Consider the following 26,256-nt stretch of genomic DNA (forward strand, 5'->3'; position numbering starts at 1 on the left):
GGCGGTGGCACGGCCCGTGGATCGGGCAGGCTCGACGGGTGAGCGCGGCACCCGACCTCGACCCGGTCTTCACCACGGCCCGGGCGAGGGCCGCCGGGCTGTCCCGTCGGGAGCTGGAGTCAGGGCCCTACCGACAGGTGGTACGAGGCGTGTATGCCCGCGCGCGGGTGTCCGATCGCGCCTGGGTGGACGCCCGGGCGGCGCTCCTCGTGGCCGCGGTGGACGAGGCCTGGGTGTCGCACCACACTGCGGCCCGTCTCTACGGAGCCGTGGTGCCGGACACCTGCCAGCTCCACGTCTGCGTGCCGCCGACGGTCAAGCGGCGCCGTCGTGAGGGGGTCGTGGTGCACTGGGGCACCGGGCAGCACCTCCGCTTCCGCGGACTGCGGGTCGCGTCACCGGCCCAGGTCTTCCTGGAGCTCAGCAGAAGCCTCGAGCTCGTGGACCTGGTCGTCCTGGGCGACTCACTCGTGCGCCGGGGTCGATGCTCTCCCGCGGACCTGCACGCCGCCGCTGCCGCGTGGAGCGGGCGCGGTGCCCGCATGGCGCGGCGTGCCGCCGGCCTGGTCCGCGCCGGCGTGGACTCGCCGATGGAGACCCGCTGCCGGCTGCTGCGCGTGCTCGCGGGGCTCCCGGAGCTGGAGACTGACGTGCGTCTCCACGACGCCGACGGAAGGCTGCTCCGGCGGCTGGACGCTGCGGACCGTGCCACGCGGACGGCCGTGGAGTACGACGGCCGGCACCATGTGACGCGCGAGGAGCAGTGGGAGGCCGACCTCGGCCGTCGCGAGGAGCTCGAGGACGCCGACTGGCGGATCATGACCCTCGTCAGCAAGGACATCTTCGCGACACCGGAGCAGACGCTGGAGCGGCAGGAGCGGCTCTTCCGGCAGCGAGGCATACCGGTCGGGCGTCGTTCGCAGGAGTGGCGGCGCTACTTCCGCGGCCGCGGGCACGCCTGAACCGTCGGCATACCTCCCGCCGAGTGGCCCACTCGGGAGCGCGAAAGGACCGATGCACCGCCCCGAACCGGGCCGCTCGGCGTCGCAGCCGAGGACGGGCAGGATGCCTCAGTCGCCGGCGCTGTCCCGGGCGCGCTTCACGAGACGCGGGTCGGGGCGCAGGACGACGTCGTGGTCCTTGCCCTCGTACTCGAACTGCGACAGGAAGTGGCGCATGGCGTTGATGCGGGCGCGCTTCTTGTCGTTGCTCTTGATCGTCACCCACGGCGCCCAGTCGGTGTCGGTCCGGCGGAACATCTCTTCCTTGGCCTCGGTGTAGGCCTCCCACCGGTCCAGGCTCTCCAGGTCCATGGGGGAGAGCTTCCACTGCCGCACCGGGTCCAGCTGCCGGATCGCGAAGCGGGTGCGCTGCTCGGTTTGGGTCACCGAGAACCAGAACTTCGTGATCGACACCCCGGCCTCGACGAGCATCTGCTCGAAGAGCGGCGCCTGGATCATGAAGCGGTCGTACTCCGCGTTCGAGCAGAAGCCCATGACCCGCTCCACGCCGGCGCGGTTGTACCAGGAGCGGTCGAAGAGCACCATCTCGCCGGCGGTCGGCAGGTGCTGGATGTAGCGCTGGAAGTACCACTGCCCGGCCTCGACCTCGGTCGGCTTGTTGAGCGCCACGACCCGCGCACCGCGGGGGTTGAGGTGCTCGGTGAAGCGCTTGATCGAGCCACCCTTGCCGGCCGCGTCGCGTCCCTCGAAGACGAGGACGTGCCGGCTGCCGTGGTCCTTGGCCCAGTACTGGAACTTCAGCAGCTCCACCTGCAGCAGCCACTTCTCGACCTCGTAGTAGTCCCGGGTCATCCGCTCGCTGTAGGGGTAGTCCTCCCGCCAGGTGTCGACCGCGCTGCCGTCGGGCGTGATGAGGTCCGGGTCCGACCCCTGGTCGTCCCGCACGGTGTACCCCTGCACCCGCAGGGTGTCGATGTACTCGCGGAGGCGCTGCTGCACCCTCTGACCCTAGCGCGCCCCGCCCGGGTCGGGACGGACGACCCGTGACGGCGTCGACGCAGTTCACGGGTGGGAGAATCGGGGGTATGCCCTCCACCTTTCCCCCGGGTGAGCCCGCGCCCGAGGACGGCGCGCTGCCGCCCGCGGCGCTGGAGGGTATGCGCTCGCGCCACTTCTCGGTCTACCTGCACGTCCCGTTCTGCCGGGTGCGGTGCGGCTACTGCGACTTCAACACCTACACCCTGCCCGAGCTCGACGACGGTGCCGCGCCCGAGGGCTACCTCGCGGCCGCGGGCGCCGAGCTCGAGGTGGCCGCCCGGGCGCTGTCGCCCGGGTCGCCGGGACCCGTGAGCACCGTCTTCGTCGGCGGTGGCACGCCGACCATGCTGGCGCCGGCCGCGCTGGGCTCTCTCCTGGCCGGGGTCCGGGACCGGTGGGGGCTGGTGCCGGGGGCCGAGGTGACCACCGAGGCCAACCCGGACACCATCACCCCGGCCGTGGCCGAGCAGCTCGCCGCGCAGGGGTTCACCCGGGTGAGCCTGGGCATGCAGTCCGCGGTGCCGCACGTGCTGCGGACCCTGGACCGGACCCACGACCCGGCGGGGGTCGCGCGGGCGGTGACCGCCGTACGCGGGGCAGGGCTCCAGGTCAGCCTCGACCTCATCTACGGCACCCCCGGCGAGTCGCTGGAGGACTGGCGCTCCAGCCTGGAGGCGGCGGTGGCGCTGGAGCCGGACCACGTGTCGGCATACGCCCTGGTCGTGGAGCCCGGCACCCGGCTGCACGGTCAGGTCCGGCGCGGCGAGGTGCCGGCCCCGGACGACGACGACGAGGCCGACAAGTACGAGCTCGCCGACGAGGTCCTCGCCGCAGCCGGCTACGGGTGGTACGAGATCTCTAACTGGGCCCGGTCACCGGAGCACCGGTGCGCCCACAACGTGGCCTACTGGAGCGGGGCGGACTGGTGGGGGATCGGGCCGGGCGCCCACAGCCACGTCGGCGGGGTGCGCTGGTGGAACGTCAAGCACCCTCGGGCGTACGCCGACCGGATCGGGCAGGGCCTCGCCCCGGTGCACGCCCGGGAGGTTCTCGACGCCGAGCAGCGGTATGCCGAGCGCGTCCTGCTCGGCGTGCGCCTGGGCGACGGCCTCCCGGTGGACGACCTGCGACCCGTGGGGCGCACCGCCGTGGCCGGGCTCGTGGCCGACGGGCTGCTCGACGGCCGGGCCGCGGTGCGGGGGCGGGCGGTGCTCACGCTGCGGGGCCGGCTGCTGGCCGACACCGTGGTGCACCGGCTGCTCCCGGGGTGAGTTCACCGACACGCCACCGGTGCTCCGCGGTCACGACACCTGCAGCCCCGACACTGGGAGCAGTCCCTGCCGGGTATGAGCGTGCAGGGCCTGACGTGCCCAGGACGAGGTGTGGCCCGGTTCGCGAAGTATGAGTTCGCGAACCGGGCCACGACCAGCCGTGATGCTGCTGGCGGTGCGCAAGGTGCCTGGAGGCTCTGCTCCCGCATCACCGGGAGGTCCGTCCCGAAGGACGGTCGAATCCTCGGCAGTCTTGCGACCCGCTCTCCCCGAGGGGAGTGCGTAGGGGAATGTCTACGCCTCCCGAGGCCGGGGCGCAAGGGGTCGGGAGAGAAAGTCGGACGGCCCCCGGCGTGTCGGGGAGGACACGCCGGAGGCCGGTGACAGGTGGGACGGGTGGGGCTCAGCTCAGCAGACGGATCTGGAACGGGTAGTCGTAGACCCGGCCGTCGGCGGCCCGCAGCGCTCCCTTGATGTGGCACCAGAGCTGGACGACGAAGATGAGGATCCAGCCCGGGACGGCCCAGAGGAAGCCGATGCCGATGGTGAGGATGACGCTGATCCACAGCGCCACGCTGGCGATGGTCATCGTCAGGTTGAAGTTGAAGGCCCCGGCGGACGCCGTGCGCACGGCAGCGGACCGGTCCTTGTAGAACAGCCAGATGAGCAGGGGGCCGAGGAAGGGCACCCAGCCGACGCTGAGCAGCATCGCCAGCGGTCCGGAGAGGTGGGCCAGGATCATCATGGACTTCTCGTCGCCCTGCACGGGTGCCGGGCCGGAGCCGGGCTGCCCGTAGGCGGGACTGCCGGGACTGCCGCCCTGGGGGTATGCCTGCGCACCCTGCTGGGGGTCCTGCCAGGGTTGGCCGCTGGGGGGAGGTGGGTTCTGGGTCATGCTGCTCACTCCTCGTGAGGTGGTGGAACGGTGACGAAGTCGATCAGCTCTTCGACGCTGGCGAGCAGCGTTGGTTCCAGGTCACTGTAGGAACGCACCGTGCCCAGGATCTTCTTCCACCCCCGGGCCACGTCCGCTTGGGTCCGGTGCGCCCACCCCAGCTCGGCGAGGATCCCGTGCTTCCACGAGCGCCCGCGCTCGATGACCGGCCAGGCGTCGAGCCCCAGCCGCGCCGGCTTCACCGACTGCCACACGTCGACGTAGGGGTGGCCCAGGATGCGCACCCACGGGCTGACCCGCTCCGCCTCCTGCACGATCCGGGTCTCCTTGGTGCCGGGGATGAGGTGGTCGACGAGGATGCCGAGGCGCTGGTCGCGCGTCGGCGCGAACGAGCGGATGAGGGAGGCCAGGTCGTCGACCCCGTCGAGCATCTCGACCACGACGCCCTCCACGCGCAGGTCGTCGCCCCAGACCTTCTCCACCAGCTCGGCGTCGTGGCGGCCCTCCACCCAGATGCGGGAGCCGGTGGCGACGCGGGCCGGCCGGTCGGTGACCCGCACCGAGCCGCTGGCCGTGCGCCTCGCCGCCTCGCGCTCGGTGGCCAGGCGCTCGACCGCCCGCCGGTCGACCGGCGCGGTGAGGACGACGGGCGCACCCTCGAGCAGGAAGCCCGGCCCGAGTGGGAAGCCCTTGCGCCGGCCGCGGCGGTCCTCGAGGTGGACCACCTGCATACCGCCGACCTTCTCCACGCCGACGACGGCACCGCACCAGCCGGTGTCGACGTCCTCCACGACCATCCCGGGGTCGGCGGCCACCTCGCGGGCGCGGCCCCGGCGGGGGGCGCGCCAGTCGGTCGCAAGGACGTCGGTGCCGTATCCGTAGCGGTCGTTCACAACAGGTGACCGTAGCGCGTGTGACGCACGAGGTCCCTGAGGCGCGCGACGGCCGCCCAGGTCGGGCGTCCGGTGGTCAGACGTCGCGCGGGTGGGTCATGTCCAGCGGCACGACCCAGGCGTCGAACTCCTCGGCCGTGAGGTCCCCGCTCTCCAGGGCCGCCTCGCGCAGGGTCTGACCCCTCTTGTGCGCCGACTTCGCGATCGCCGCCGCCTTGTCGTAGCCGATGTGCGGGTTGAGCGCCGTCACCTGCATGAGGTTGCTGGCGAGGTTGGCCTCGATCCGCTCGGTGTTGGGCTCGATGCCCTGGGCGCAACCGGTGTCGAAGGCGAGGCAGGCGTCCGCGACGATCCGGATGCTCTCCAGCACCGCGTGCACCATGACCGGCTTGAAGACGTTGAGCTGGAAGTTGCCCTGGGTCCCCGCGAACCCGACCGTCGCATCGTTGCCGAAGACCCGCGTCGCCACCATCGTCATGGCCTCGGACTGGGTCGGGTTGACCTTGCCCGGCATGATCGAGCTGCCCGGCTCGTTCTCCGGGATGAGCAGCTCACCGATGCCGTTGCGCGGCCCGGAGGCCAGCCACCGCACGTCGTTGGCCATCTTCATGAGGGCGCCCGCGAGGGTCCGCAGCGAGGACGAGGTCTGCACCAGCGCGTCGTGCGCGGAGAGCGCGGCGAACTTGTTGTCCGCGCTGCGCAGCTCCATGCCCGCCTCCTCGCCCATCTTCCGCGCCGCGAGCGCACCGAAGTCGCGGTGCGCGTTGAGCCCGGTGCCGACCGCCGTGCCGCCGATCGCCAGCTCGCGCAGCCCCTCCCCGGCGTGCCGGACCTCGCCCAGGGCGTAGTCCAGCTGCGCGACCCAGCCGCCGATCTCCTGGCCGAGCGTGATAGGTGTGGCGTCCTGCAGGTGGGTGCGGCCGACCTTGACGACGTCGGCATACTGCTCCGCCTTGGCCGCCAGGGTGTCGCGCAGCGTCGTGACCCCCGGCTCGAGCCGGTCGCGCAGCTCGAGCAGCACCGCGATGTGCATGGCGGTGGGGAAGGTGTCGTTGCTGCTCTGCCCACGGTTGACGTGGTCGTTGGGGTGCACCGGGGTCTTGCTGCCCATCTCGCCGCCGGCCAGCTCGATGGCGCGGTTGGAGATGACCTCGTTGCTGTTCATGTTGCTCTGCGTGCCCGACCCGGTCTGGAAGACGACGAGCGGGAAGTGCTCGTCGAGGTCCCCGGCGATGACCTCGTCGGCAGCCCGGACGACGAGGTCGGCGACGTCCTGCGGCAGCTCGCCCAGCTCGGCGTTGGCCTGGGCCGCGCCCTTCTTGAGGATCCCCAGCGCCTGGATGATCGGCCGCCCCCAGACGAAGGTGTCCTGGCCGATGGGGAAGTTGCGGATGCTGCGCTGCGTCTGCGCCCCCCAGTAGCGGCCGGCGGGGACCTCGACCTCGCCCATGCTGTCCTTCTCGATGCGCACGTCGTTGCTGCTCATGGCGCTCATGGTATGCCGTCCGCCCACACCTCCCGTAGACTGGCACTCCTGACCTGTGAGTGCCAGCCGCCCCTGGGAGGAGGGACCGTGAGCGACGACCGACGACTGGACGTGCTGCGAGCCATCGTCCAGGACTACGTCCGCACCTCCGAGCCGGTAGGCTCCAAGTCTCTGCTCGAGCGGCACCAGCTCGGGGTCTCCGCCGCCACGGTGCGCAACGACATGGCGGTGCTGGAGGAGGAGGGCCTCATCACCGCGCCGCACACCAGCGCGGGCCGGGTGCCCACCGACGCCGGCTACCGCCTCTTCGTCGACCGGCTCCAGCAGATCAAGCCGATGACCCGGGCCGAGCGCACCGCGATCGCCCGCTTCCTCGACGGCGCCGTCGACCTCGACGACGTCGTGTCCCGCACCACCCGGCTGCTCTCGAGCCTCACCCAGCAGGTCGCGGTGATGCAGTACCCGAGCCTGTCCCGCTCCACCGTGCGGCACGTCGAGCTGGTCCCCGTCGGCGGCACCCGCCTCATGATCGTGCTGATCGTCAACACCGGCCGGGTGGAGCAGCGGGTCGTGGACGTCGGGCGCGACCTCACCCTCGAGCCCGAGGTCGTGGCCCAGCTGCGCGCCCTCGTCAACGAGCTCACGGTGGGGGAGCGGCTCAGCATCGTCGCCGCCGGGACGGCCGCGATCGGGGACCGGGTGGTGCCCGCCGACCGTGCCCTCGCCGAGGTGGTCCTCGACGCCCTGGCGGTCGCCGCCGACGAGCAGACCGAGGAGCGGATCGCCATGGCCGGCACCGGCAACCTCGCGCGGGTCGGCAGCGACTTCCCCACCTCGCTCTCCCAGGTGCTCGAGGCGCTCGAGGAGCATGTGGTCCTGCTGCGGCTCATGGGTAGCATGGCCAGCCTCGACGACGCGAGCGCGGTGGCCGTCTCCATCGGTGCCGAGAACCCCTACGAACCCCTGCGCACGACCTCGGTGGTCGCCACGACCTACGGGCCCGCCGGCGGTCTGGGGGTGGTGGGACCGACCCGCATGGACTACCCGCAGGCGATGGCCACGGTCCGGGCCGTCGCCCACTACGTCGCCGACATCCTGGACGGGTGAGCCACCTCACGGCATACCCCGGCCCCGATGACCGTTGAACCGAACCGGACCACCAGACCGCACACGCCACGACCGCAAGGACGTCCTACGCCGTGAACGACTACTACGCCGATCTCGGGGTGTCCCGTGAGGCCACCGCCGAGGAGATCAAGAAGGCCTACCGCAAGAAGGCCCGCCAGCTGCACCCCGACGTCAACCCCGGCGAGGAGGCCGAGTCGGAGTTCAAGCGGGTGAGCCAGGCCTACGATGTGCTGGGCGACCAGGCCAAGCGCGCCTCCTACGACCGTGGCCAGGACCCCTACGGAGGGGCCACCGGCGGCTTCGGTCAGGGCTTCACCTTCAGCGACATCATGGACGCCTTCTTCGGCGGCACCGCTGCGGGCGCCCGCGGCCCGCGCTCGCGGACCCAGCGCGGCCACGACGCGCTCATCCGCCTCGACGTCGACCTCCCGACGGCGGTCTTCGGCGGCGAGCAGACCCTGCAGATCGACACGGCCGTGGTCTGCACCACGTGCAGCGGCGCGGGCGCCCAGCCCGGCACCGGCACCCGGACCTGCGACGTCTGCAGCGGGCGCGGCGAGGTGCAGCAGGTGCAGCGCTCCTTCCTCGGCCAGGTCATGACGTCGCGCCCCTGCCAGGCCTGCCGCGGCTTCGGCGACGTCATCGAGCACCCCTGCTTCGACTGCTCCGGCGAGGGCCGGATCCGCACCCGTCGCGACCTCACCCTCAAGGTGCCCGGCGGCGTCGACTCCGGCACCCGCATCGCGCTGGCCGCCGAGGGCGAGGTCGGCCCCTACGGCGGGGAGCCGGGAGACCTCTACGTCGAGATCGCGGTGGAGCCGCACGAGCTCTTCACCCGCCGCGGCGACGACCTGCACTGCACGCTCGAGGTCCCCATGACCGCCGCCGCGCTGGGCGCGACCCTGCCGGTGGAGACCCTGGACGGACCGGTCGAGGTCGACCTGCGGCCGGGTACGCAGCCGGGCAACACGCTCTCGCTCGACGGCAAGGGCGTCACCCACCTGCGCGGCCAGGGGCGGGGCGAGCTCGTCGTCCACCTCGACGTCAAGGTGCCCACCAAGCTCAACGACCAGCAGCGCGAGCTCCTCGCCCAGCTCGCCGAGAGCCGGGGCGAGTCCAGCCCCACCGGGCGGATGGGCAGCCCCGCCGGCAGCGGGCGCAAGCACAGCCTCTGGGACGCGTTGCGTGGCCGGTGAGGCGTGAGCGACCCGCTCTTCCTCGTCGACCCGGCACGGCTGGACGCTGACCGGATCATCCTGGACGGACCGGAGGGGCGCCACGCCGCGACGGTCCAGCGGATCACGCCGGGGGAGAGCGTCCTGGTCTCCGACGGTGCGGGCCGCGGCGCCCGGTGCCGCGTGCTGACCGCGGACCGGTCCGAGCTCGGGCTGGAGGTGGTGGAGCGCCTGGAGCAGCCGGAGCCCCGACCGAGGCTGGTGCTGGCGCAGGCCCTGGCCAAGGGCGACCGTGACCTGCAGGCGATCGAGGCCGCGACCGAGCTGGACGTGGACGAGGTCGTCCCCTGGCAGGCCGATCGCAGCGTCGTCCGGTGGCGCGGCGAGCGCGCCGCCAAGTCGCTGCGTCGCTGGGACCAGGCGCTGGTCGCGGCGACCAAGCAGTCCCGCCGGCTGCGCCGACCGACCCTGGCCGACCCGGTGGGGCGCAACGGGCTGCTCGCCCGTGCCGGGCAGAGCGCCCTGGCCCTCGTGCTGCACGAGGAGGCGACCGACCCGCTGGCCGAGGTGGAGCTGCCCGACGCGGGCGACGTTCTCCTCGTGGTCGGCCCGGAGGGCGGGATCTCGACCGAGGAGCTCGACGCCCTCGTCCACGCCGGTGCCGCGCCGGTCCGGCTCGGGGCCACCGTGCTGCGCACCTCGACCGCCGGGCCCGCCGCCCTCGCCGTGCTCGCCGCCCGGGGGAGGTGGCGGTGAGCACCGACCCCCTGAGCGCGACCGCCACCGGCACCCGCGAGCGCGCTCCCCGCAGCGGGGCCGTCTTCGCGCCGGGGATCCGCAGCGCCTCGGTGGGGGCCACGGTCCTCATCGCGATGTTCGCCCTGGAGTACATCGCGGTGGGCGCCGCCATGCCGACGGTCGCGGAGGCCCTGGACGGCTACCACCTCTACAACATGGCCTTCGGCGCGACGGTCGCGCTGAGCGTCGTCGGGATGATCCTCGCCGGCTGGTGGTCGGACCGGTCCGGTCCGCGCCCGGTCGTGCTCGCCGGGGCGGGGGTGTTCTCCCTCGGCCTCCTCGTGGCCGGGCTGGCACCGACGATGGAGGTGCTCATCGTCGGCAGGGGGTTGCAGGGCCTCGGCAGCGGCCTGGCGTCGGTCGCCGTCTACGTCGTCATCGCCCAACGCGTCCCCGACGGCCTCCGTCCGGCGGTCTTCTCCCTGCTCGCGGCGGCCTGGGTGCTGCCCGGGCTGGCCGGTCCGCTGCTCACCGGGACCCTGGTCGAGCACCTCTCCTGGCGCTGGGTCTTCCTCGGCGTGGTCCCCGTCGTGCTGCTCTCGGTCTGGGTGCTTCGCCCGGCGCTGCGGGCCACCTACCCCGGCGACGACGCCGGCTACCTGCGCGGGTCGATCATCGGGTGGGCCGTGCTGGCCGCCCTCGGGGTCGGGCTGCTCAACCTCGCCGGCGACCGCGTCACCGCGGCGGAGTATGCCGTCGGCGCCGTCGTCCTCGTGCTGCTCTTCCTGGCCGCCCGCCGGCTCCTCCCGAGCGGGACCCTCGCGCTGCGGCGCGGGCTCCCCTCGGTGGTGGGGGTGCGCTCGGCCCTCGGCGGGTCCTTCGTGGCGGCCGAGGCATACCTGCCGCTCATGCTGCGCGACGAGCACGGCTACGGCCCCGCCCGAGCGGGAGCGGTGCTCGCCGTGGCCTCGTGCACCTGGGCCCTGGGGTCGTGGCTCCAGGCCCGGGTCGGGCCCGGTCGGGACCGCTACCGCCTCATGGTCGTGGGCACCTCGCTGTATGCCGCCCTCATGGTCGTGCTGGCCGTGTCCGTGGCGTTCTCGTGGCCGGGGTGGGTGGTCATCGCCCTCTACGGCCTGGCCACGCTCGGGGTCGGCCTGGCCTACCCGACGACCTCGCTGCTGACGATGCGCCTGTCCCCGGAGGCCGAGATCGGGCGCAACTCCTCCGCGCTGCAGGTGGGCGAGGCACTGACCAGCGCCTTCATCCTGGCGATCACCGGTGTCGTCTTCGGGGTGTTCTACGCCACCGCACCGCACACCGCCTTCGTCGGCACCCTCGTCGTGGCCGTGCTCGTCGGGCTGCTCTCGGTGTCCAGCGCGCTGCGGGCCCGTCCTGCGCGGAGGGCGGCGGACGGGCTCGGCGTCTAGACTGGGAGCCTCATGACGCAGACCGACCCGAGCACCGCCACCCAGCCCACGCATACCGTCGTCATCCCCGACGAGGTCCCGATGGTCACCCTCCTCGGACCCCGGGACGAGCTGCTGCGCACGATCGAACGCGCATTCCCGCAGGTCGACGTGCACGTGCGCGGCAACGAGTTCCGGCTCACCGGCGACTCCGGTGAGCTGGCCCTCGTGGAGCGGCTCGTCGACGAGCTGCTGGCGATCGTGGGGCGGGGTCAGCCGCTCAACCGTGACGCCGTGGAGCGCAGCATCGGCATGCTGCGCACCGCGACCTCGGACCGCCCGGCCGACGTGCTGACGATGAACATCGTCTCCAACCGCGGCAAGACGATCCGGCCCAAGACGCTCAACCAGAAGCACTACGTCGAGGCCATCGACGCGCACACGATCGTCTTCGGGCTCGGCCCGGCCGGCACCGGCAAGACCTACCTGGCGATGGCCAAGGCGGTCGCGGCGCTGCAGGCCAAGGAGGTCAACCGGATCATCCTCACCCGCCCGGCGGTGGAGGCGGGGGAACGCCTGGGCTTCCTGCCCGGCACCCTCACCGACAAGATCGACCCCTACCTGCGCCCGCTCTACGACGCGCTGCACGACATGGTCGACAGCGAGTCCATGTCCAAGCTCATGGCGGCCGGCACCATCGAGGTCGCCCCCCTGGCCTACATGCGCGGCCGCTCGCTCAACGACGCCTTCATCATCCTCGACGAGGCGCAGAACACCTCGCCCGAGCAGATGAAGATGTTCCTCACCCGGCTCGGCTTCGGCTCCAAGATGGTCGTCACCGGCGACACGACGCAGGTGGACCTCCCGGGCGGGACGAAGTCCGGCCTGCGCGTCGTGCAGGACATCCTGGCCGACGTCGAGGACATCCACTTCTCCCACCTCACCAGCCAGGACGTCGTGCGCCACCGCCTGGTCAGCGACATCGTCGACGCCTACGGCCGGTTCGACGAGCGGCAGCGCCGCCCCGGCGGCCCCCGTCGCGAGCCCCGGCCCGCGCCCGGGGAGGGCAGCGGATGATCGAGGTCCTCAACGAGTCCGGGGAGGTCCCCTCACCGGTCCCGGAGAGCGAGCTGGCCGACCTCGGGCGTCACGTCCTGGACCAGCTGCGGGTCAACCCCCGCGTGGAGCTGACCATCACCCTCGTCGACACGGACACGATGGCCAACCTGCACGAGCGGTGGATGGACCTGCCCGGTCCCACCGACGTCATGAGCTTCCCCATGGACGAGCTGCGCCCCGGTGGCCAGGGGTCGGGCCCGGTGGACGACGCGGGCGAGGCCGGGGTGCTCGGCGACGTCGTCCTGTGCCCGCCGGTCGCGCGGGAGCAGGCGCAGAAGGCCGGCCACGCCGTCGGCGACGAGATCCTGCTGCTCACCACGCACGGCATCCTGCACCTGCTCGGCTTCGACCACGCCGAGGAGACGGAGCGGCGCGAGATGTTCGACCTGCAGCGCACGCTGCTGCTGACCTTCCTCGCCCACCGCGGCCGCACCACCCGCGCCGCCGACGACGACGTGGTGGGCGGCGCGTGAGCACGCTGATCCTGGTCGCGCTCGCGACCACCGTCATCGCCTTCCTGCTCACCGCGGGGGAGACCGCGCTGCAGCGCGTCACCCTGCGCCGGGTCGAGCAGCTGGCCGACGAGGGCCGCTCCGGCGCCCGGGCGCTGCTGCGGATCAGCGCGGATCCCGCGCCCTACCTCGCGGTCGCGGCCTTCGTGCGGGTGGCCGCCGAGGCCACGACCGCGGTCATGGTCACCGTGGCGGTCGACGTGCTCACCGACTCCCACCTGGAGACGGCCCTCATCGCCATCGCCATCATGTCGATCCTGACCTTCGTGGTCGTGGGCGTCTCCCCGCGCACCCTGGGCCGGCAGCACACGGAGTCGGTGGCCCTGCTCGCGGCCCCCGTCGTGCGGCTGCTGCGTCTCTTCCTCGGCCCGGTCGCCAAGCTGCTCGTCGTCTTCGGCAACGCGGTCACGCCGGGCCGCGGGTATACCGAGGGTCCCTTCGCGACGGAGACCGAGCTGCGCGAGCTGGTCGACCTGGCGGGGGAGTCCTCGGTCATCGAGGACGACGAGCGGGAGATGATCCACTCCATCTTCGAGCTCGGCGACACCGTCGCCCGCGAGGTCATGGTGCCGCGGCCCGACCTGGTCACCATCAAGGCGGAGAAGGTGCTCCGGCAGGCCATGTCGCTGCTCCTGCGCTCCGGCTTCTCCCGGGTCCCGGTCGTCGGCGAGGACACCGACGACGTCCTGGGAATGCTCTACTTCAAGGACGTCGCGCGGGCGGTCAACAGCCGCGCCGAGGCGGCCAGCGCGGTGCCGGTCACGGAGGTGATGCGGCCGGTGCAGCGCATCCCCGAGATGAAGCGGGTCGACGACCTGCTCAAGGAGATGCAGCGGGGACGGCAGCACGTCGCGGTCGTCATCGACGAGTACGGCGGCACCGCGGGCCTCATCACCATCGAGGACATCGTGGAGGAGATCGTGGGGGAGATCACCGACGAGTACGACCGCGACAGCGTCGAGGTCGAGGAGGTCACCGACGAGGAGGGCACCGCCCGGACGCGGGTCCCCGCGAACCTGCCGGTCGACGACCTCGCGGAGATGTTCGACGTCGAGATCGAGACCGAGGACGTCGACTCGGTGGGCGGTCTGCTGGCCACGGCGATCGGGATGGTGCCGATCCAGGGCGCGGTCGGCGAGGTCGCCGGGCTCGAGCTCACGGCCGAGCGTATGGCGGGCCGGCGCCGCCGGGTGGCGACGGTGCTCGTGCGGCGGGTGCCCGAGGCCGTGGAGGCCGACGAGGACGACGAGACGCAGGACGACCCGCAGGTGGACGACACCGAGGCCCCGGAGTCGGACCGGGACCGGCACGAGGACGAGGTGAGCTCCCATGCCCGCTGAGCAGACGGCATACCGGGCGGGCTTCGCCTCGCTCGTCGGGCGACCGAACGCGGGGAAGTCGACGCTGACCAACGCGCTCGTGGGCAGCAAGGTCGCGATCACGTCCTCCAAGCCGCAGACCACCCGGCACACGATCCGCGGGATCCGCACGACCGACACCTCCCAGCTCGTCCTCGTGGACACCCCCGGCCTCCACCGGCCGCGCTCGCTGCTCGGGCAGCGCCTCAACGACCTGGTCCGCGAGACCCTGCTGTCGGTCGACGTCATCGGGTTCTGCCTGCCCAGTGACCAGCGGGTGGGTCCGGGAGACACCTTCATCGCGCGCGACCTGGCCGACCTGCACCGCGTGCGCAGGGTCCCGGTGGTGGCGATCGCGACCAAGGCGGACGCCGTGAGCCGCGACCGGCTGGCCGAGCACCTCGTCGCCATCGACCAGCTGGGCGACTGGGACGCGATCATCCCCTGCTCGGCCACGAAGGGCGACCAGGTGGAGGAGGTCGCGGACCTGCTGTCCTCCTACCTGCCCGAGTCGCCGCAGCTCTACCCCCCGGACCAGATCACCGACGAGTCGACGCTGGTCCACATCGCCGAGCTGGTGCGCGAGGCCGCACTGGAGGGCGTGCGCGACGAGCTGCCGCACAGCCTGGCCGTCCAGGTCGAGGAGATCGTGCCGCGCGAGGACCGTCCGGGGGACTCGCCGCTGTCCGACGTGCGGGTCAACGTCTTCGTGGAGCGCTCCAGCCAGAAGGCCATCATCATCGGGCGCGGCGGGTCGCGGCTGCGCGAGGTCGGCACCGAGGCCCGTCGGGGCATCGAGGAGCTGCTCGGCCACCGGGTGCACCTGGACCTGCACGTCAAGGTCGCGAAGGACTGGCAGCGCGACCCCAAGGCGCTGGACCGGCTCGGCTTCTGAGCCGGACGGACCGCGCTGATCGGTCTGCGCGCGGGGGCGGTGCGCAGACCGGACCCGGGCCGGTGATCCGTGGCAGAGTGGCACCCATGAAGAAGCTGCTGAACGACCCCGCCGACGTGGTGGTCGAGGCGCTGGCGGGCATGGCGGCCGCGCACCCCGACCACCTGCGCGTCGACCTCGACCACAAGCTCGTGCTCCGGGCCGACGCGCCGGTCTCCGGCAAGGTCGCCCTGGTCTCCGGCGGCGGCTCCGGGCACGAGCCGCTGCACGGCGGCTTCGTCGGCCGCGGCATGCTCGACGCCGCCTGCGCGGGCGAGGTCTTCACCTCCCCGGTCCCCGACCAGATCCTCGCGGCGACGACCGCCGTGGACGGCGGGGCGGGGGTGCTGCACGTCGTCAAGAACTACACCGGCGACGTCATGAACTTCGAGATGGCAGCCGAGCTCGCCGCCGAGGCCGGGATCCAGGTCGAGGCGGTCGTCACCGACGACGACGTCGCCGTGCAGGACAGCCTCTTCACGGCCGGCCGTCGCGGGGTCGGCGTCACCGTGCTGCTGGAGAAGATCGTCGGGGCCGCCGCGGAGGAGGGCCAGGACCTCGCGGCCTGCGCCGCGCTCGCCCGCCGGGTCAACGAGCAGGGTCGCTCGATGGGCATCGCGCTCACCTCGTGCACCGTGCCGGCCGCCGGCAAGCCGACCTTCGAGCTCGCCGAGGACGAGATGGAGATCGGCATCGGCATCCACGGCGAGCCGGGCCGCTCCACCGAGAAGCTCGCGCCCGCCCGCGACATCGCTGCCCGGCTCGTGGAGCCGGTGCTCTCGGACCTGTCGCTAAAACGGGGGGAGCAGGTCATCGCCTTCGTCAACGGCATGGGTGGCACCCCGCTGCTCGAGCTCTACGTCATGTACGGCGAGGTGAAGCGGCTTCTCGACGACGCCGGCGTCACCGTCGCGCGCTCCCTGGTCGGCAACTACATCACCTCCCTGGAGATGGCGGGCTGCTCGGTCACGCTGCTGCGGGTCGACGAGGAGATGGTGCGGTGCTGGGACGCCCCTGTGGACACTCCCGGCCTGCGATGGGGAGGATGAGCACATGGCTGACCTCAACGCATTCCAGAGCTGGATCTCCGCGTGCTCGGCGAGCATCGACGACCGGGCCGAGGACCTCACCGAGCTGGACCGCGCCATCGGCGACGCCGACCACGGCAGCAACATGAAGCGTGGGATGAGCGCCTGCGCCCAGCTGGCCGAGCAGGAAGACTTCAGCAGCATCGACGCCTACCTCAAGAAGGTCGGCATGACGCTGGTGAGCACGGTCGGCGGCGCCTCCGGTCCGCTCTACGGCACCTTCTTCCTGCGCCTGGCCGGGCCGCTCGCCGCGAGCGAGGACGTCGGTCCCCGCGAGTTCGGGCAGGCCCTGCGGGCCGGGGTCGAGGGCATCGTGGCCCGCGGCAAGGCCGAGGCCGGCGACAAGACGATGTATGACGCGCTCGCGCCCGCGCTGGAGGCCTTCGACGAGGCCTCGGGCTCCGGCGCCGGGCTCGGGGAGTCGCTGCAGGCGGCGGCACAGGCTGCCGCCGAGGGACGGGACGCGACCGAGCCCATGGTCGCGCGCAAGGGTCGGGCGTCCTACCTCGGCGAGCGCAGCGCCGGGCACCAGGACCCGGGTGCCACGAGCGCCACCGTCCTCATCGAGGCCGCCGCCCAGACCCTGACGTGAGCGGGGCTCGATGATCTCGCTGGTCGTCGTCTCGCACAGCCGGCCGCTGGCCCGCGCGGCGGCCGCGCTGGCCGCCGAGATGAGCCCCGAGGACGGGCCCCTCGTCGAGATCGCCGCCGGCCTGGACGAGGAGACGACCGGCACGGATGCCGCGGCCATCGCCGAGGCGGTTGGTCGCGCGGACGCCGCCAGCGGCGGGGACGGGGTGCTCGTGCTGCTCGACCTGGGCAGCGCCGTCCTCTCCGGCGAGATGGCCCTGGAGATGGTGGACCCGGAGGTGGCGGGACGGGTGCGCCTCAGCCCCGCGCCGCTGGTCGAGGGTCTCATCGCCGCGACCGTCGCCGCGGGCACCGGTGCCGACCTGGACACCTGCGCCGCGGAGGCGCGTCGCGGCCTCGACGCCAAGCGTGCGCACCTGGGCGACGCTGACGCACCGGACGAGGCGCAGCCCGAGGAGGACGCGGGCGAGCCGTGCGAGTGGGACTGCATCGAGGTGTCTGTGACCGGGGAGCACGGCCTGCACGCGCGCCCTGCCGCCCGGCTCGTCACCACGGCCGCGTCCGTCGCCCCCGGCACCCGGGTGCGCGTGCGCAACCAGACCACCGGGACGGGACCGGTCGACGCCCTCAGCCTCAGCGCGGTCGCCACGCTGGCGGCCCAGCAGGGACACGTCCTGCGGATCGAGGCGACCGGAGAGCAGGCCCAGCAGGTCCTGGACGAGATGGGGCGTCTGGCCCGGACGTCCTTCGGGGACGAGCCGGGTCCCGCGGAGCCGCTGGCCGACGTCGAGGTGCCCGTCCCGGCGGTCTCCGAGGCGCCGGGGATCGCGGGGTCCGGGCTGGAGGCCGCGATGGGGCCGGCCGTCATCGACCAGACCGTGCCCGAGCCGGACGACGTCAGCTCCGGGACGGCACAGGAGGAGCGGGACCGGCTCGCCGCGGCGGTCGAGGAGGCGCTCGACCGGCTGCGCGAGCTGTCCGGCAACGCCCGCCGGCACCTCGGCCAGGGCCAGGCCGAGGTCTTCGAGGCCCACGCCACGCTGCTGCGCGACCCGGAGCTCACCACCGACGCCGATGCCCGGATCGACGACGGGAAGCCCGCACCGCTGGCCTGGCAGGACGCGATCGACGCGGTGGCGGCCCGCTTCGAGGCCCTGCCCGACGCCTACCTCCAGGAGCGCGCGCAGGACGTCCGCAGCGTGGGCGAGCGGGTCATGCGCCTCCTCCTCGGGGTGACCGAGCCGGAGTCGCTGGGCGAGGGCGTGCTCGTCGTCGACGAGCTGGACCCCGCGCTCGCCATCTCGCTGGACGCGGGCCAGATCCAGGGGGTGGTCACCCGCCGCGGCGGCGGGCTGGGCCACGGGGTGCTCATCGCCCGGGCCCGCGGGGTGCCTGTGCTCACCGGTGTGGGGGAGCGGGCCGACGTCGCGCCCGGCACCATGATCGCCTTCGACGTCCGCTCCGGACGGCTGGAGGTCGACCCGCCGGCGGAGGTGCAGACGGCCTTCGGGCAGATGCTGGAGCGCCGCCGCGGCGAGCGCGAGCGCGCCCTGGCCGACGCGCACCTCCCGGTGGTCACGCGGGACGGGGCACGGGTCACCGTCAAGGCCAACGTCTCCTCGGTGGCGACCGCCCGGCTCGGGGCCGGGCTCGGCGCCGAGGGCTCCGGGCTGGTCCGGACCGAGGCGGTCTTCGCCCAGTGGCACCGGGCCCCCACGGTCGAGCAGCAGGTCGAGGTCTACACCGCCATGGCGCAGGCCTTCGACCCGCACCCGGTCACCGTGCGGACCTGGGACGTGGGGGGCGACAAGCCCCTCGACTTCATCCCGATCGCGGAGGAGGCCAACCCCTTCCTCGGCGTCCGCGGCATCCGCGCCTTCCGCGACGACCCGTCGCTGCTCCTCGACCAGCTCGAGGCGCTGTGCCGGGTCGGACGCACCCACCGGATCAACGTGCTCTTCCCCATGGTCACCTCGGTCGACGACGTCGACTGGGCACGCGCCCGGCTGCAGGACGCGGCCCGGCGGGTCGGTCTCTCCGCGCCGCCCCACCAGCTCGGTGTCGGCATCATGGTGGAGGTGCCGGCCGTGGCCGTCCGGCTCGGCCGCCTGGCGCACGGGCTCGACTTCGTCTCGATCGGGACCAACGACCTCAGCCAGTACACGCTGGCCGCGGAGCGGGGCAACTCCGCCGTCAGCACCTGGTCCGACGCGCTCGACCCGGCCCTGCTGCAAGTCGTCCGCTACATCTGCGACCGGGCCCCCGAGGGGGTCGTCGTCAGCCTCTGCGGCGAGCTCGCCAGCGACCCGGACGTCGCCGGGCTGCTCGTCGGTCTCGGGGTGCGCGAGCTCAGCGCGTCCCCGAGCACGGTGCCCACCGTCAAGGCCCGCCTCCGCGGGGTCTCGCTGCGGGACCTCCAGGACCTCGCCGCCAGTGCGGTCGCGGCACGGGACGCCGCCGCCGTGCGCGAGCTGCTCCTCGCCGTGGTCTGAGGTCGAGCACTCCTCTCAGCGCACGCCGCGCGGGCGGAACTGGATGCTGATGCGCGGGCCGACCGGGCTGGTCGTCTTCGGGACGCAGTGGTCCCAGGTGCGCTGGCAGGACCCACCCATGACCAGCAGGTCCCCGTGGCCCAGGACGTGCCGCTTGCTGCGACCTCCGCCCCGCGGGCGCAGCAGCAGGGCGCGCGGCGCCCCGAGGGAGACGATGGCGACCATCGTGTCCTGGTCCTTGCTCCGGCCGATCCGGTCGCCGTGCCAGGCCACGCTGTCCCGGCCGTCGCGGTAGAGGCACATGCCGGCGGTGGCGAAGGGCTCGCCGAGCTCGTCGGCATACCTGCTGCTCAGGTCGACCCGGGCCTGCTCCAGGACGGGATCGGGCAGCCGCTCGCCCTCGCGGTAGAAGCGGAGCAGCCGCGGCGTGGTGACCTGCTTGTCCCACATCTGGCGCTCCTCGCCGTGCCACTCCACCCCTGCCGGTCCACCGAGGGCGAGGCGCGAGAAGAGCTCGTCGGAGCCGGTGAGCCACCCCGGCCGGACGTCGACCCAGGCACCGTGCTCGAGCCGGGTGCGCCGCAGCGCGTCCAGCGGTCGGAGGCCGACCTCGTCGACCTGGTCCAGCAGCGAGCCCTGGAGCATCATGACCACAGCATAGAACACGTGTACGAAGACCGCCAGGGTCGGCGCTCGGTGTGCCGCACCGCCGCCGTCGAGGCCGTGGTGGGACACTGGCGGTATGCCCACCTACCGTGACGCCGCGATCGTGCTGCGCACCTACAAGCTGGGTGAGGCCGACCGCATCGTCATCATGCTCGGGCGCACCCGGGGCCGCATCCGGGCGGTGGCCAAGGGGGTGCGGCGCACGTCGAGCAAGTTCGGGGCGCGGCTCGAGCCGGGGATGGTCGTGGACGTGCAGTGCTACGAGGGCCGCAACCTGGACACGATCACCCAGGCGGACGGCCTGGCGCCCTACGGCGACGCGATCTCCCGCGACTACCCGGCATGGACCTCGGCCAGCGTCATGCTCGAGACCTGCGAGCAGCTCACCGAGGAGGGCAGCCCCGCGCTGCAGCACTTCCGGCTGCTGGCCGGCGGCCTGGCCGCGCTGGCCGGGGCGGAGCGCGACCCGCGGCTCGTCCTCGACTCCTACCTGCTGCGTGCGCTGGCGATCGCGGGCTGGCGCGCCAGCTTCGCCGACTGCGCCCGGTGCGGGATGAGCGGGCCGCACCGCGCCTTCCACGTGCCCTCGGGCGGCGTCGTCTGCCCGGTATGCCGCCCGCCGGGCTCCACCGCGCCCGCGCCGGAGACCCTCGCGCTGCTGTCGGCGCTGTTCACCAGCGACTGGACCGTCGCCGACGCCAGCCAGAGCCGGCACCGGGGCGAGGCGAGCGGGATGGTCGCGGCATACCTGCAGTGGCACCTGGAGCGCGGGGTGCGCTCGCTGCGGCACCTGGAGAGGACGCCGTAGGTGGGCACCCGTGAGCCACGGCGCCCGTTCCCCCACCCCTCGGGCGCGACGCCGCCACCGGTGCCGCGCGAGCTGGTGCCGGAGCACGTCGCGATCGTCATGGACGGCAACGGCCGCTGGGCCAACCAGCGCGGCCTGAAGCGGACCCAGGGGCACGAGGCCGGGGAGGCCTCGCTGCTCGACGTCATCGCCGGCGGCATCGAGATCGGCGTCAAGTGCATCAGCGCGTATGCCTTCTCCACCGAGAACTGGCGGCGCAGCCCCGACGAGGTGCGCTTCCTCATGGGCTTCAACCGCGCGGTCATCCACCGCCGCCGCGAGGAGCTGGACTCCTGGGGCGTGCGGGTCCTCTGGTCGGGGCGGCGTCCGCGGCTGTGGCGCTCGGTGATCTCCGAGCTGGAGTCGGCCGAGCGGCAGACGCGGGACAACGACGTCATCACGCTCAACTTCTGTGTCAACTACGGCGGCCGGGCCGAGCTCGCCGACGCGGTGCGCCGGATCGGCGAGGACGTCAAGGCCGGTCGCCTGTCCCCACGGGGGATCGACGAGCGCACGATCGGGCGCTACCTCTACCACCCCGAGGTGCCCGACGTGGACCTCTTCCTGCGCAGCTCGGGGGAGCAGCGCACCTCCAACTTCCTGCTGTGGCAGAGCGCCTACGCCGAGATGGTCTTCCAGGACGTCCTCTGGCCGGACTACGACCGCCGCGACCTCTGGGCCGCAATCGAGCAGTATGCCTCCCGCGACCGCCGCTACGGCGGGGCCGTCGACACGCCCGACCCCACGGGGAAGTGACCACGGGATAGCACAACCTTCATCGGCAAAGTTCCCGATGAAGGTTGTGCTATCCCGTGGTCACTCCAGGAGGGGCGCTCAACGCCCGAGGCGGCGGGCGAGCACGATGTGCTCGGGGGAGTCGGCCGTGGCCGGTGAGCCGTCCCAGGAGCCGGCGACGTCGAGCACCTCGAAGCCTGCCCGCGTCAGCGTCTGCTCCAGCTCGGCGCGGGTCCGGAAGCGCAGCGACTCGGGGTAGGCGAGGTGGGCCGTCGGCAGCACCGTGTGCCCGGTGTGCGTGACGACCGGCCCGCGCGGCTCGCCGTCGGTCTCGCCGGTCACGTCCTCGACCCGCGCGACCTCGACCCACGCAGTCACCTGGCCACCCTCGGGATGGGGGTATGCCGTCCGTGTCGCCTCGGGGGTCCACCGCTCCCAGTCCCGCACCGCGGGGTTGCGTGAGTCGAAGGCGAGGTGGCCACCCGGTCTCAGGTGCCGGTGCAGGTGGACCAGGGCGTCGGCCCAGTCCTCGTCGGTGAGGAAGTACTGCGCGACGTGCGCCGTCATGACGACGAGGTCGGCCGTCCCGCCGGGCAGCGCGTCGGCATACCCGTGGACCCAGGTGACCGCGTCGGCGCCGGGCTTGGCGCGCGCCACGTCCAGGCTGGCCGGCGCCGGCTCCAGGCCGAGGACCTCGTGCCCGTCCCGGGCCAGCCCGATCGCCAGCGTCCCGGTGCCGCACCCGACGTCGGTGACGGCCCGCGCGCCGACACGGTGGGCGAGCGCGCGGAAGTAGTCGTGGTCCCAGGTGCCGGGGTTCTCCAGGTCGTAGAGCGCCGCGAGCCGCGGGTCCTCCGGCCAGGACGTGATGTCGAGCCGGCGCAGGTAGCGCCGGGCCTGGTGCACCCGGGCGAAGCGCTCGCGCCACGGGCCAGGGTCCTCGTCCGGCCCGTGGAAGAAGCCCTTGACGGGTGCGCCGAGGCCGAAGGGCGCCTCGAAGCCCGCATCGCCGTGGGGGTCGGCACGCTGCTCGTCCCCGCCGAGGTAGACGTGCAGATAGGTCTGGTCGACGACGAAGCCGTGGGCGGCATACCAGGAGGTGGCCACGGCGTCCTCGCGCGTCCAGGCGTCGATCCAGGACAGGCCGTGGTCACGGAGTCGTGCCAGTGCCTCGTCCAGAAGCGCCCCGGCGATCCCCTCGCGCTGGTGGTCGGGGTGGACGGCGACCGTGTCGATGGTCGCCACCGGGTGGCCGTCCTGCTCCCAGAGCTCCACGTCGAGGATGCCGACGACCTCCTGATCGCCGGGTGTCGTCATACCGGCCGGCTTGGGGACGACCGCGATAAGCTGCACGGCCTCGGCCTCGAAGCGGGTGCGCCCGGTCTTGACGTCGTCGTAGTAGGAGGAGCCGAGGAAGGACAGCGCCCGGCAGCGCAGCCAGGACGGTTCGTCGAGGTCGGCGGCATCGCGGATCGTGAAGCCCATGGTGCTGGTGAGGCTAGGGAGTCGCCGGTCGCGGTGGCAACCGGATTTCGACCTCTCGTTCTCGCGCCATGGCAGGAGAAGCAGTAGTCGAATTCCGGGGGAGGTGGGCGGGGAAGAGGATGCGGGGAGGGCGGGGAGAGCGCTCAGGAGCAGTCGCGGCAGGTGCCGAAGATCTCCAGCGTGTGCGCGACCTCGGTGAAGCCGTGCTCGGCGGCGACGGCGTCGGTCCAGCGCTCGACGGCAGGCCCCTCGACCTCGACGGTCCGCCCGCAGGAGCGGCAGACGAGGTGGTGGTGGTGGCCGGTGGAGCACTTGCGGTAGGCGGCCTCGCCGTCCGCGGTGCGCAGCACGTCGACGTCGCCGGAGTCCGCGAGCGTGGACAGGGTGCGGTAGACCGTCGCCAGGCCGACCTTGTCGCCCGCGGCGCGGAGCCGGGCGTGCAGGTCCTGCGCGCTGGTGAAGTCCTGGGTCGAGCCGAGCGCGTCGATCACGGCGCTCTGCTGGCGGGTGGGGCGTCGGGGGGTCGTCATCGGTTCACCTCCTGCGGGTTCTCCAGGGTATGCGCCGCGTCCGGCGGGTGGTCGGCGTGCTCGTCGTAGTGGCCCTCGTGGGCGGCGTGCCGGTGCCCGTCGTGCAGGTAGTCGACGTGGCCGCCGTGTGCGACCGCCTCGTGGCCGCAGGCGGGCCCGTGCTCGTGCGGGTGCCGCTCGGCGTGCCGGTGGCGGGCGGCGGCGACGGTCCGTCGTGTCGCCCCGACCGCGACGGTGAGGGTGAAGACGACGATGGCGAGGAGCACGATCGTGCCGCCGGTCGCGGTGTCGGCGTAGTAGCTGGTCACCACCCCGCCCACCGACGACAGCACGCCGAGGACGACGCCCCACCAGGTCGCGGCCCGGAAGCTGCCGGAGACCTGCTGCGCGGCGGCGTTGGGGATGATCATGAGGGCGCTGATGAGCAGCAGCCCGATGATGCGCATCGCGACGACGACGGTCACCGCCGTGAGGACGGACAGCGTGATGTTGAGGGCGAGCACGTGCAGGCCGGAGGCGCGGGCATACTCCTCGTCCCCCGCGACGGCGAAGAGCCGCTGCCGCAGGACGGTGACGACGACGACGACCACCGCGGACAGGACCGCGAAGAGCACGACGTCGGCGCGGGTCGTCGTGGTGATGGCGCCGAAGAGGTAGCCGGTGAGGTTGGCGGTCTGGGTGCCGTCGACCCGGTTGATGATGACCACGCCCGCGGCGATGCCGCCGTAGAACATCAGGGCCAGCGCGATGTCGCCCGAGGTCCGGCCACGGGCGCGGACCAGCTCCACCGCGACCCCGGCGAGCACCGCGGCGGCGAGGGCGGTCCAGACCGGCGCGGTGTCCGTGATGACTCCGACCGCGACACCGACGAGGGCGACGTGCCCCAGCCCATCGCCGATGAGCGACAGCCGGCGCTGCACGAGGAAGATGCCGACCATCGGCGCCGCCAGCCCGACCACGAGGGAGGCGAGCAGCGCGTTGCGCATGAAGTCCAGCGCGAGCATCTCGCTCATGCCGCCCCCCGCCCCACCGAGCGCGCCTGCTCGCCCTGGTGGTCGGCATACGCCTGCGGGGTGCCGTCGAAGGTCACGTGCCCGGTGTCGATCTCGACGATGCGGTCCACGACGCCGCGCAGCGCGGCGAGCTCGTGCGTCACGACGAGCATGGTCGTGCCGCCGCGCCCGAGCCGTTGCAGCACGCCGGCCAGGACTCCCTGGCTGGCGCGGTCGACCCCCGCGGTGGGCTCGTCCATGACGATCACCTCGGGACCGGCGACGAGCGCCCGGGCGATGAGCACCCGTCGCTGCTGCCCGCCGGACAGGGTCGCGACGTCGAAGCGGGCGCGGTCCGCGAGCCCGACCGCGTCGAGGGCGCGCTCGACCGCGGCCCGGTCGGTGTGTCCGGCAGGGCGCCACCAGGGCCGGGAGGCCAGGAGCCCGGTCGCGACCACCTCGGAGACCGTGGACCGCACGCCGCCGCCGAGGGTATGCCGCTGCGGCACGTAGCCGAGGCGGGTCCGGTCGGTGAGACGCGCCAGGGGCGTGCCGAGGATCTCGACCTGCCCGCCGAGGTGCTCGGAGAGGCCGAGCAGGCCGGTGACCAAGGTGGTCTTGCCCGAGCCGTTGGGGCCCAGCACGGCGACGACCTCACCGCGGGAGACGGTGAGGTCGACCCCCGAGACGACCGGGTTGCCGTCGTAACCGAAGGCCGCCCCGGACAGCCCGAGGACCGGGGTCTCCGAGCTCGTCACGAGCAGCCGAGGCCGTCGGAGAGGGCTTCGAGGTTGGCGCGCATCACCTCAAGGTAGTCCTCTCCCGCCGACTCCTCGGTGATGCCCCCCAGCGGGTCGAGGGTGAGGACCCGGGTGCCCGTCTCCTGCGCCACCGTCCGGGCGATCGCGTTGGTGAGGATCGGCTCGGCGTAGATGGTGGTGACTCCGAGCTCCTCGACCTGGGAGCTGATCTCCGCGAGACGTGCGGCGGACGGCTCGGCCTCGGGGGAGATGCCGGTGATGCCCATCTGGTGCAGGTCGTAGCGCTCCGCGAGGTAGCCGAACGCCTCGTGGGTCGTCACCAGGTCGCGGCTGGTGCAGTCGGCCAGCCCCTGCTCGAAGTCTGCGTCCAGGGCGTCGAGGTCCTCGACCACTGACGCCGCGTTGGCCTCGTAGTCCGCGGCGTGGTCCGGGTCGACCTCCACCAGCCGGTCGGCGATGGCCTCGACGACGTGCCCGTAGCGCTCGGGGTCGAGCCAGAAGTGCGGGTCCTCCGAGCCGTGGTCGTGGCCCTCGTGCCCCTCGTCCCCCTCGTGCTCGCGATCCTCGTCCCCCTCCTCGCTGTGCCCGGCGTGCTCCTCCTCGGTCTCGCTGACGCTGAGCAGGTCGGCCGCCGGGGCCACGTCCAGCGCGGTGTCATCGACCTGGCTCTCGACCGCGTCGTCGACGGCGGCCTGCATGCCGGCGGAGTAGACCACGAGGTCCGCGTCCCCGAGCGAGCCGACGTCGCGGGGGGACAGCTCGAGGCTGTGCGGGTCGACCCCCGGCGCGGTGAGCGAGCTGACCTCAGCGTGCTCGCCCGCGACCCGCTCGACGAGGTACTGCACGGGGTAGAAGCTGGCGACGACCTGCAGGTCCGCGGAGCCTTCCGCGTCCGCGCCGCCGTCGGTCGACCCGGACCCGCACGCGGAGAGTCCGAGAGCGAGGGTCGAGGCGAGGACGAGGGCACGGGAGCGGCGAGGCATACCTCCAGTGTCGACAGAATGAGAATGATTGTCAAAACGCGACCGTTGCCTCGCGGACCTCACGCCGTCTCCTCGCTCTACGCCTGCTGCGTGGCCCCGCGGTTCGTCACCAACCCCGCGCATACCTGGTGGGGGAGACGGAGCAACCGCGGGGCCACGGGGCGAGAG

The 26,256-nt window shown here is 72.9% G+C and carries 25 protein-coding genes; 15 read left to right on the forward strand and 10 right to left on the reverse strand.

All coding sequences use genetic code 11. The features are described 5' to 3' along the window. The first annotated feature begins 38 nt into the window (after window positions 1–38). Window positions 39–962, forward strand: a complete 924-nt coding sequence (locus SGUI_RS00295) for a hypothetical protein (RefSeq protein ID WP_066634786.1) — start codon at window positions 39–41, stop codon at window positions 960–962. 108 nt (window positions 963–1,070) lie between these two features. On the opposite strand, the gene ppk2 is transcribed toward SGUI_RS00295, so the two are convergent. Next, window positions 1,071–1,961, reverse strand: a complete 891-nt coding sequence (ppk2, locus tag SGUI_RS00300) for a polyphosphate kinase 2 (RefSeq protein WP_066634788.1) — start codon at window positions 1,959–1,961, stop codon at window positions 1,071–1,073. 86 nt (window positions 1,962–2,047) lie between these two features. Here ppk2 and hemW point away from each other — a divergent pair, with 86 nt between their 5' ends. Beyond that, entirely contained in the window at window positions 2,048–3,271 is a 1,224-nt protein-coding gene (gene hemW / locus SGUI_RS00305; protein WP_066634791.1) for a radical SAM family heme chaperone HemW, read from the forward strand. Between the two features lie 403 nt (window positions 3,272–3,674). On the opposite strand, the gene SGUI_RS00310 is transcribed toward hemW, so the two are convergent. The 3 genes from SGUI_RS00310 to fumC all read right to left on the reverse strand — a co-directional run bounded on the left by SGUI_RS00310 (window position 3,675) and on the right by fumC (window position 6,545). Continuing rightward, window positions 3,675–4,166 carry a DUF4870 domain-containing protein gene (locus tag SGUI_RS00310; protein ID WP_237141407.1) on the reverse strand — a complete coding sequence of 164 codons (492 nt, stop codon included), beginning with the start codon at window positions 4,164–4,166 and terminating at the stop codon, window positions 3,675–3,677. A 5-nt stretch (window positions 4,167–4,171) separates the two neighbouring features. Beyond that, on the reverse strand, window positions 4,172–5,059 hold the full coding sequence (locus SGUI_RS00315) for a DUF3097 domain-containing protein (RefSeq protein WP_066634795.1): 888 nt from the start codon (window positions 5,057–5,059) through the stop codon (window positions 4,172–4,174). A gap of 76 nt (window positions 5,060–5,135) precedes the next feature. Continuing rightward, a complete protein-coding gene (gene fumC, locus SGUI_RS00320) occupies window positions 5,136–6,545 on the reverse strand; it encodes a class II fumarate hydratase (RefSeq protein ID WP_157621678.1) in 1,410 nt (469 codons plus the stop codon). Window positions 6,546–6,632: 87 nt separating this feature from the next. Here fumC and hrcA point away from each other — a divergent pair, with 87 nt between their 5' ends. The 11 genes from hrcA to ptsP all read left to right on the forward strand — a co-directional run bounded on the left by hrcA (window position 6,633) and on the right by ptsP (window position 19,089). Beyond that, the gene (gene hrcA, locus SGUI_RS00325; RefSeq protein WP_066634802.1) at window positions 6,633–7,652 is read left to right on the forward strand and encodes a heat-inducible transcriptional repressor HrcA; all 1,020 of its coding nucleotides are present in this window, start codon (window positions 6,633–6,635) and stop codon (window positions 7,650–7,652) included. 92 nt (window positions 7,653–7,744) lie between these two features. Beyond that, window positions 7,745–8,869, forward strand: coding sequence for a molecular chaperone DnaJ (gene dnaJ, locus SGUI_RS00330; RefSeq protein WP_066634805.1), 1,125 nt, complete (start codon window positions 7,745–7,747; stop codon window positions 8,867–8,869). Window positions 8,870–8,872: 3 nt separating this feature from the next. Beyond that, on the forward strand, window positions 8,873–9,604 hold the full coding sequence (locus SGUI_RS00335) for a 16S rRNA (uracil(1498)-N(3))-methyltransferase (RefSeq protein WP_066634808.1): 732 nt from the start codon (window positions 8,873–8,875) through the stop codon (window positions 9,602–9,604). Next, window positions 9,601–11,016 carry an MFS transporter gene (locus SGUI_RS00340; RefSeq protein ID WP_237141408.1) on the forward strand — a complete coding sequence of 472 codons (1,416 nt, stop codon included), beginning with the start codon at window positions 9,601–9,603 and terminating at the stop codon, window positions 11,014–11,016. Before SGUI_RS00335 ends, SGUI_RS00340 begins: the two co-directional genes overlap by 4 nt. Window positions 11,017–11,028: 12 nt before the next feature. Then, window positions 11,029–12,072, forward strand: a complete 1,044-nt coding sequence (locus tag SGUI_RS00345; RefSeq protein ID WP_066634811.1) for a PhoH family protein — start codon at window positions 11,029–11,031, stop codon at window positions 12,070–12,072. After that, window positions 12,069–12,587 carry an rRNA maturation RNase YbeY gene (ybeY, locus tag SGUI_RS00350; protein WP_066634815.1) on the forward strand — a complete coding sequence of 173 codons (519 nt, stop codon included), beginning with the start codon at window positions 12,069–12,071 and terminating at the stop codon, window positions 12,585–12,587. The genes SGUI_RS00345 and ybeY overlap by 4 nt, the downstream gene beginning before the upstream one ends. After that, window positions 12,584–13,966 (forward strand): hemolysin family protein, encoded by a 1,383-nt coding sequence (locus SGUI_RS00355; RefSeq protein ID WP_066634816.1) that lies wholly within the window; start codon window positions 12,584–12,586, stop codon window positions 13,964–13,966. The genes ybeY and SGUI_RS00355 overlap by 4 nt, the downstream gene beginning before the upstream one ends. Further along, window positions 13,956–14,879 carry a GTPase Era gene (gene era, locus SGUI_RS00360; RefSeq protein WP_066634818.1) on the forward strand — a complete coding sequence of 308 codons (924 nt, stop codon included), beginning with the start codon at window positions 13,956–13,958 and terminating at the stop codon, window positions 14,877–14,879. Before SGUI_RS00355 ends, era begins: the two co-directional genes overlap by 11 nt. 86 nt (window positions 14,880–14,965) lie before the next feature. Further along, window positions 14,966–15,967, forward strand: coding sequence for a dihydroxyacetone kinase subunit DhaK (gene dhaK / locus SGUI_RS00365; RefSeq protein WP_066634821.1), 1,002 nt, complete (start codon window positions 14,966–14,968; stop codon window positions 15,965–15,967). A gap of 4 nt (window positions 15,968–15,971) precedes the next feature. Further along, the gene (gene dhaL / locus SGUI_RS00370; protein WP_066634822.1) at window positions 15,972–16,598 is read left to right on the forward strand and encodes a dihydroxyacetone kinase subunit DhaL; all 627 of its coding nucleotides are present in this window, start codon (window positions 15,972–15,974) and stop codon (window positions 16,596–16,598) included. 10 nt (window positions 16,599–16,608) lie between these two features. Continuing rightward, complete coding sequence (gene ptsP / locus SGUI_RS00375) at window positions 16,609–19,089, forward strand: phosphoenolpyruvate--protein phosphotransferase (protein ID WP_066634824.1); 2,481 nt, start codon at window positions 16,609–16,611, stop codon at window positions 19,087–19,089. Window positions 19,090–19,104: 15 nt separating this feature from the next. Here the strand turns inward: ptsP and SGUI_RS00380 are convergent, their stop codons facing one another. Beyond that, window positions 19,105–19,737, reverse strand: coding sequence for an alpha-ketoglutarate-dependent dioxygenase AlkB (locus SGUI_RS00380; protein WP_066642435.1), 633 nt, complete (start codon window positions 19,735–19,737; stop codon window positions 19,105–19,107). A gap of 94 nt (window positions 19,738–19,831) precedes the next feature. Between SGUI_RS00380 and recO the strand changes: the two genes are divergently transcribed. Both recO and SGUI_RS00390 read left to right on the forward strand, forming a co-directional pair. Next, window positions 19,832–20,563, forward strand: coding sequence for a DNA repair protein RecO (recO, locus tag SGUI_RS00385; RefSeq protein WP_066634827.1), 732 nt, complete (start codon window positions 19,832–19,834; stop codon window positions 20,561–20,563). Next, the gene (locus SGUI_RS00390; RefSeq protein WP_066634829.1) at window positions 20,564–21,358 is read left to right on the forward strand and encodes an isoprenyl transferase; all 795 of its coding nucleotides are present in this window, start codon (window positions 20,564–20,566) and stop codon (window positions 21,356–21,358) included. It begins immediately after the preceding gene. 78 nt (window positions 21,359–21,436) lie between these two features. Here the strand turns inward: SGUI_RS00390 and SGUI_RS17785 are convergent, their stop codons facing one another. From SGUI_RS17785 to SGUI_RS00415, 5 genes are all read right to left on the reverse strand, one after another. Continuing rightward, the gene (locus tag SGUI_RS17785) at window positions 21,437–22,822 is read right to left on the reverse strand and encodes a GNAT family N-acetyltransferase (protein WP_202816595.1); all 1,386 of its coding nucleotides are present in this window, start codon (window positions 22,820–22,822) and stop codon (window positions 21,437–21,439) included. 143 nt (window positions 22,823–22,965) lie between these two features. Beyond that, window positions 22,966–23,352: a Fur family transcriptional regulator gene (locus SGUI_RS00400; protein ID WP_066634832.1), complete on the reverse strand. Its 387-nt coding sequence runs from the start codon at window positions 23,350–23,352 to the stop codon at window positions 22,966–22,968. Continuing rightward, the gene (locus SGUI_RS00405; protein ID WP_066634834.1) at window positions 23,349–24,365 is read right to left on the reverse strand and encodes a metal ABC transporter permease; all 1,017 of its coding nucleotides are present in this window, start codon (window positions 24,363–24,365) and stop codon (window positions 23,349–23,351) included. Before SGUI_RS00405 ends, SGUI_RS00400 begins: the two co-directional genes overlap by 4 nt. Further along, window positions 24,362–25,102, reverse strand: coding sequence for a metal ABC transporter ATP-binding protein (locus SGUI_RS00410; RefSeq protein WP_066634836.1), 741 nt, complete (start codon window positions 25,100–25,102; stop codon window positions 24,362–24,364). The genes SGUI_RS00405 and SGUI_RS00410 overlap by 4 nt, the downstream gene beginning before the upstream one ends. Beyond that, complete coding sequence (locus SGUI_RS00415) at window positions 25,099–26,088, reverse strand: metal ABC transporter substrate-binding protein (RefSeq protein ID WP_066634838.1); 990 nt, start codon at window positions 26,086–26,088, stop codon at window positions 25,099–25,101. The genes SGUI_RS00410 and SGUI_RS00415 overlap by 4 nt, the downstream gene beginning before the upstream one ends. Window positions 26,089–26,256 lie beyond the last annotated feature (168 nt).

Origin of the sequence: Serinicoccus hydrothermalis (genome assembly GCF_001685415.1) — a bacterium.
Lineage (GTDB): Bacteria > Actinomycetota > Actinomycetes > Actinomycetales > Dermatophilaceae > Ornithinicoccus > Ornithinicoccus hydrothermalis.

Bases quoted from the DNA above. Each gene is read 5' to 3' on its own strand.
- hemW (WP_066634791.1), top strand. From the start codon at position 2,048: ATGCCCTCCACCTTTCCCCCGGGTGAGCCCGCGCCCGAGGACGGCGCG.
- SGUI_RS00310 (WP_237141407.1), bottom strand. From the start codon at position 4,166: ATGACCCAGAACCCACCTCCCCCCAGCGGCCAACCCTGGCAGGACCCC.
- fumC (WP_157621678.1), bottom strand. From the start codon at position 6,545: ATGAGCAGCAACGACGTGCGCATCGAGAAGGACAGCATGGGCGAGGTC.
- SGUI_RS00345 (WP_066634811.1), top strand. From the start codon at position 11,029: ATGACGCAGACCGACCCGAGCACCGCCACCCAGCCCACGCATACCGTC.
- ybeY (WP_066634815.1), top strand. From the start codon at position 12,069: ATGATCGAGGTCCTCAACGAGTCCGGGGAGGTCCCCTCACCGGTCCCG.
- era (WP_066634818.1), top strand. From the start codon at position 13,956: ATGCCCGCTGAGCAGACGGCATACCGGGCGGGCTTCGCCTCGCTCGTC.
- dhaK (WP_066634821.1), top strand. From the start codon at position 14,966: ATGAAGAAGCTGCTGAACGACCCCGCCGACGTGGTGGTCGAGGCGCTG.
- dhaL (WP_066634822.1), top strand. From the start codon at position 15,972: ATGGCTGACCTCAACGCATTCCAGAGCTGGATCTCCGCGTGCTCGGCG.
- ptsP (WP_066634824.1), top strand. From the start codon at position 16,609: ATGATCTCGCTGGTCGTCGTCTCGCACAGCCGGCCGCTGGCCCGCGCG.
- SGUI_RS00380 (WP_066642435.1), bottom strand. From the start codon at position 19,737: ATGATGCTCCAGGGCTCGCTGCTGGACCAGGTCGACGAGGTCGGCCTC.
- recO (WP_066634827.1), top strand. From the start codon at position 19,832: ATGCCCACCTACCGTGACGCCGCGATCGTGCTGCGCACCTACAAGCTG.
- SGUI_RS17785 (WP_202816595.1), bottom strand. From the start codon at position 22,822: ATGGGCTTCACGATCCGCGATGCCGCCGACCTCGACGAACCGTCCTGG.
- SGUI_RS00400 (WP_066634832.1), bottom strand. From the start codon at position 23,352: ATGACGACCCCCCGACGCCCCACCCGCCAGCAGAGCGCCGTGATCGAC.
- SGUI_RS00405 (WP_066634834.1), bottom strand. From the start codon at position 24,365: ATGAGCGAGATGCTCGCGCTGGACTTCATGCGCAACGCGCTGCTCGCC.
- SGUI_RS00415 (WP_066634838.1), bottom strand. From the start codon at position 26,088: ATGCCTCGCCGCTCCCGTGCCCTCGTCCTCGCCTCGACCCTCGCTCTC.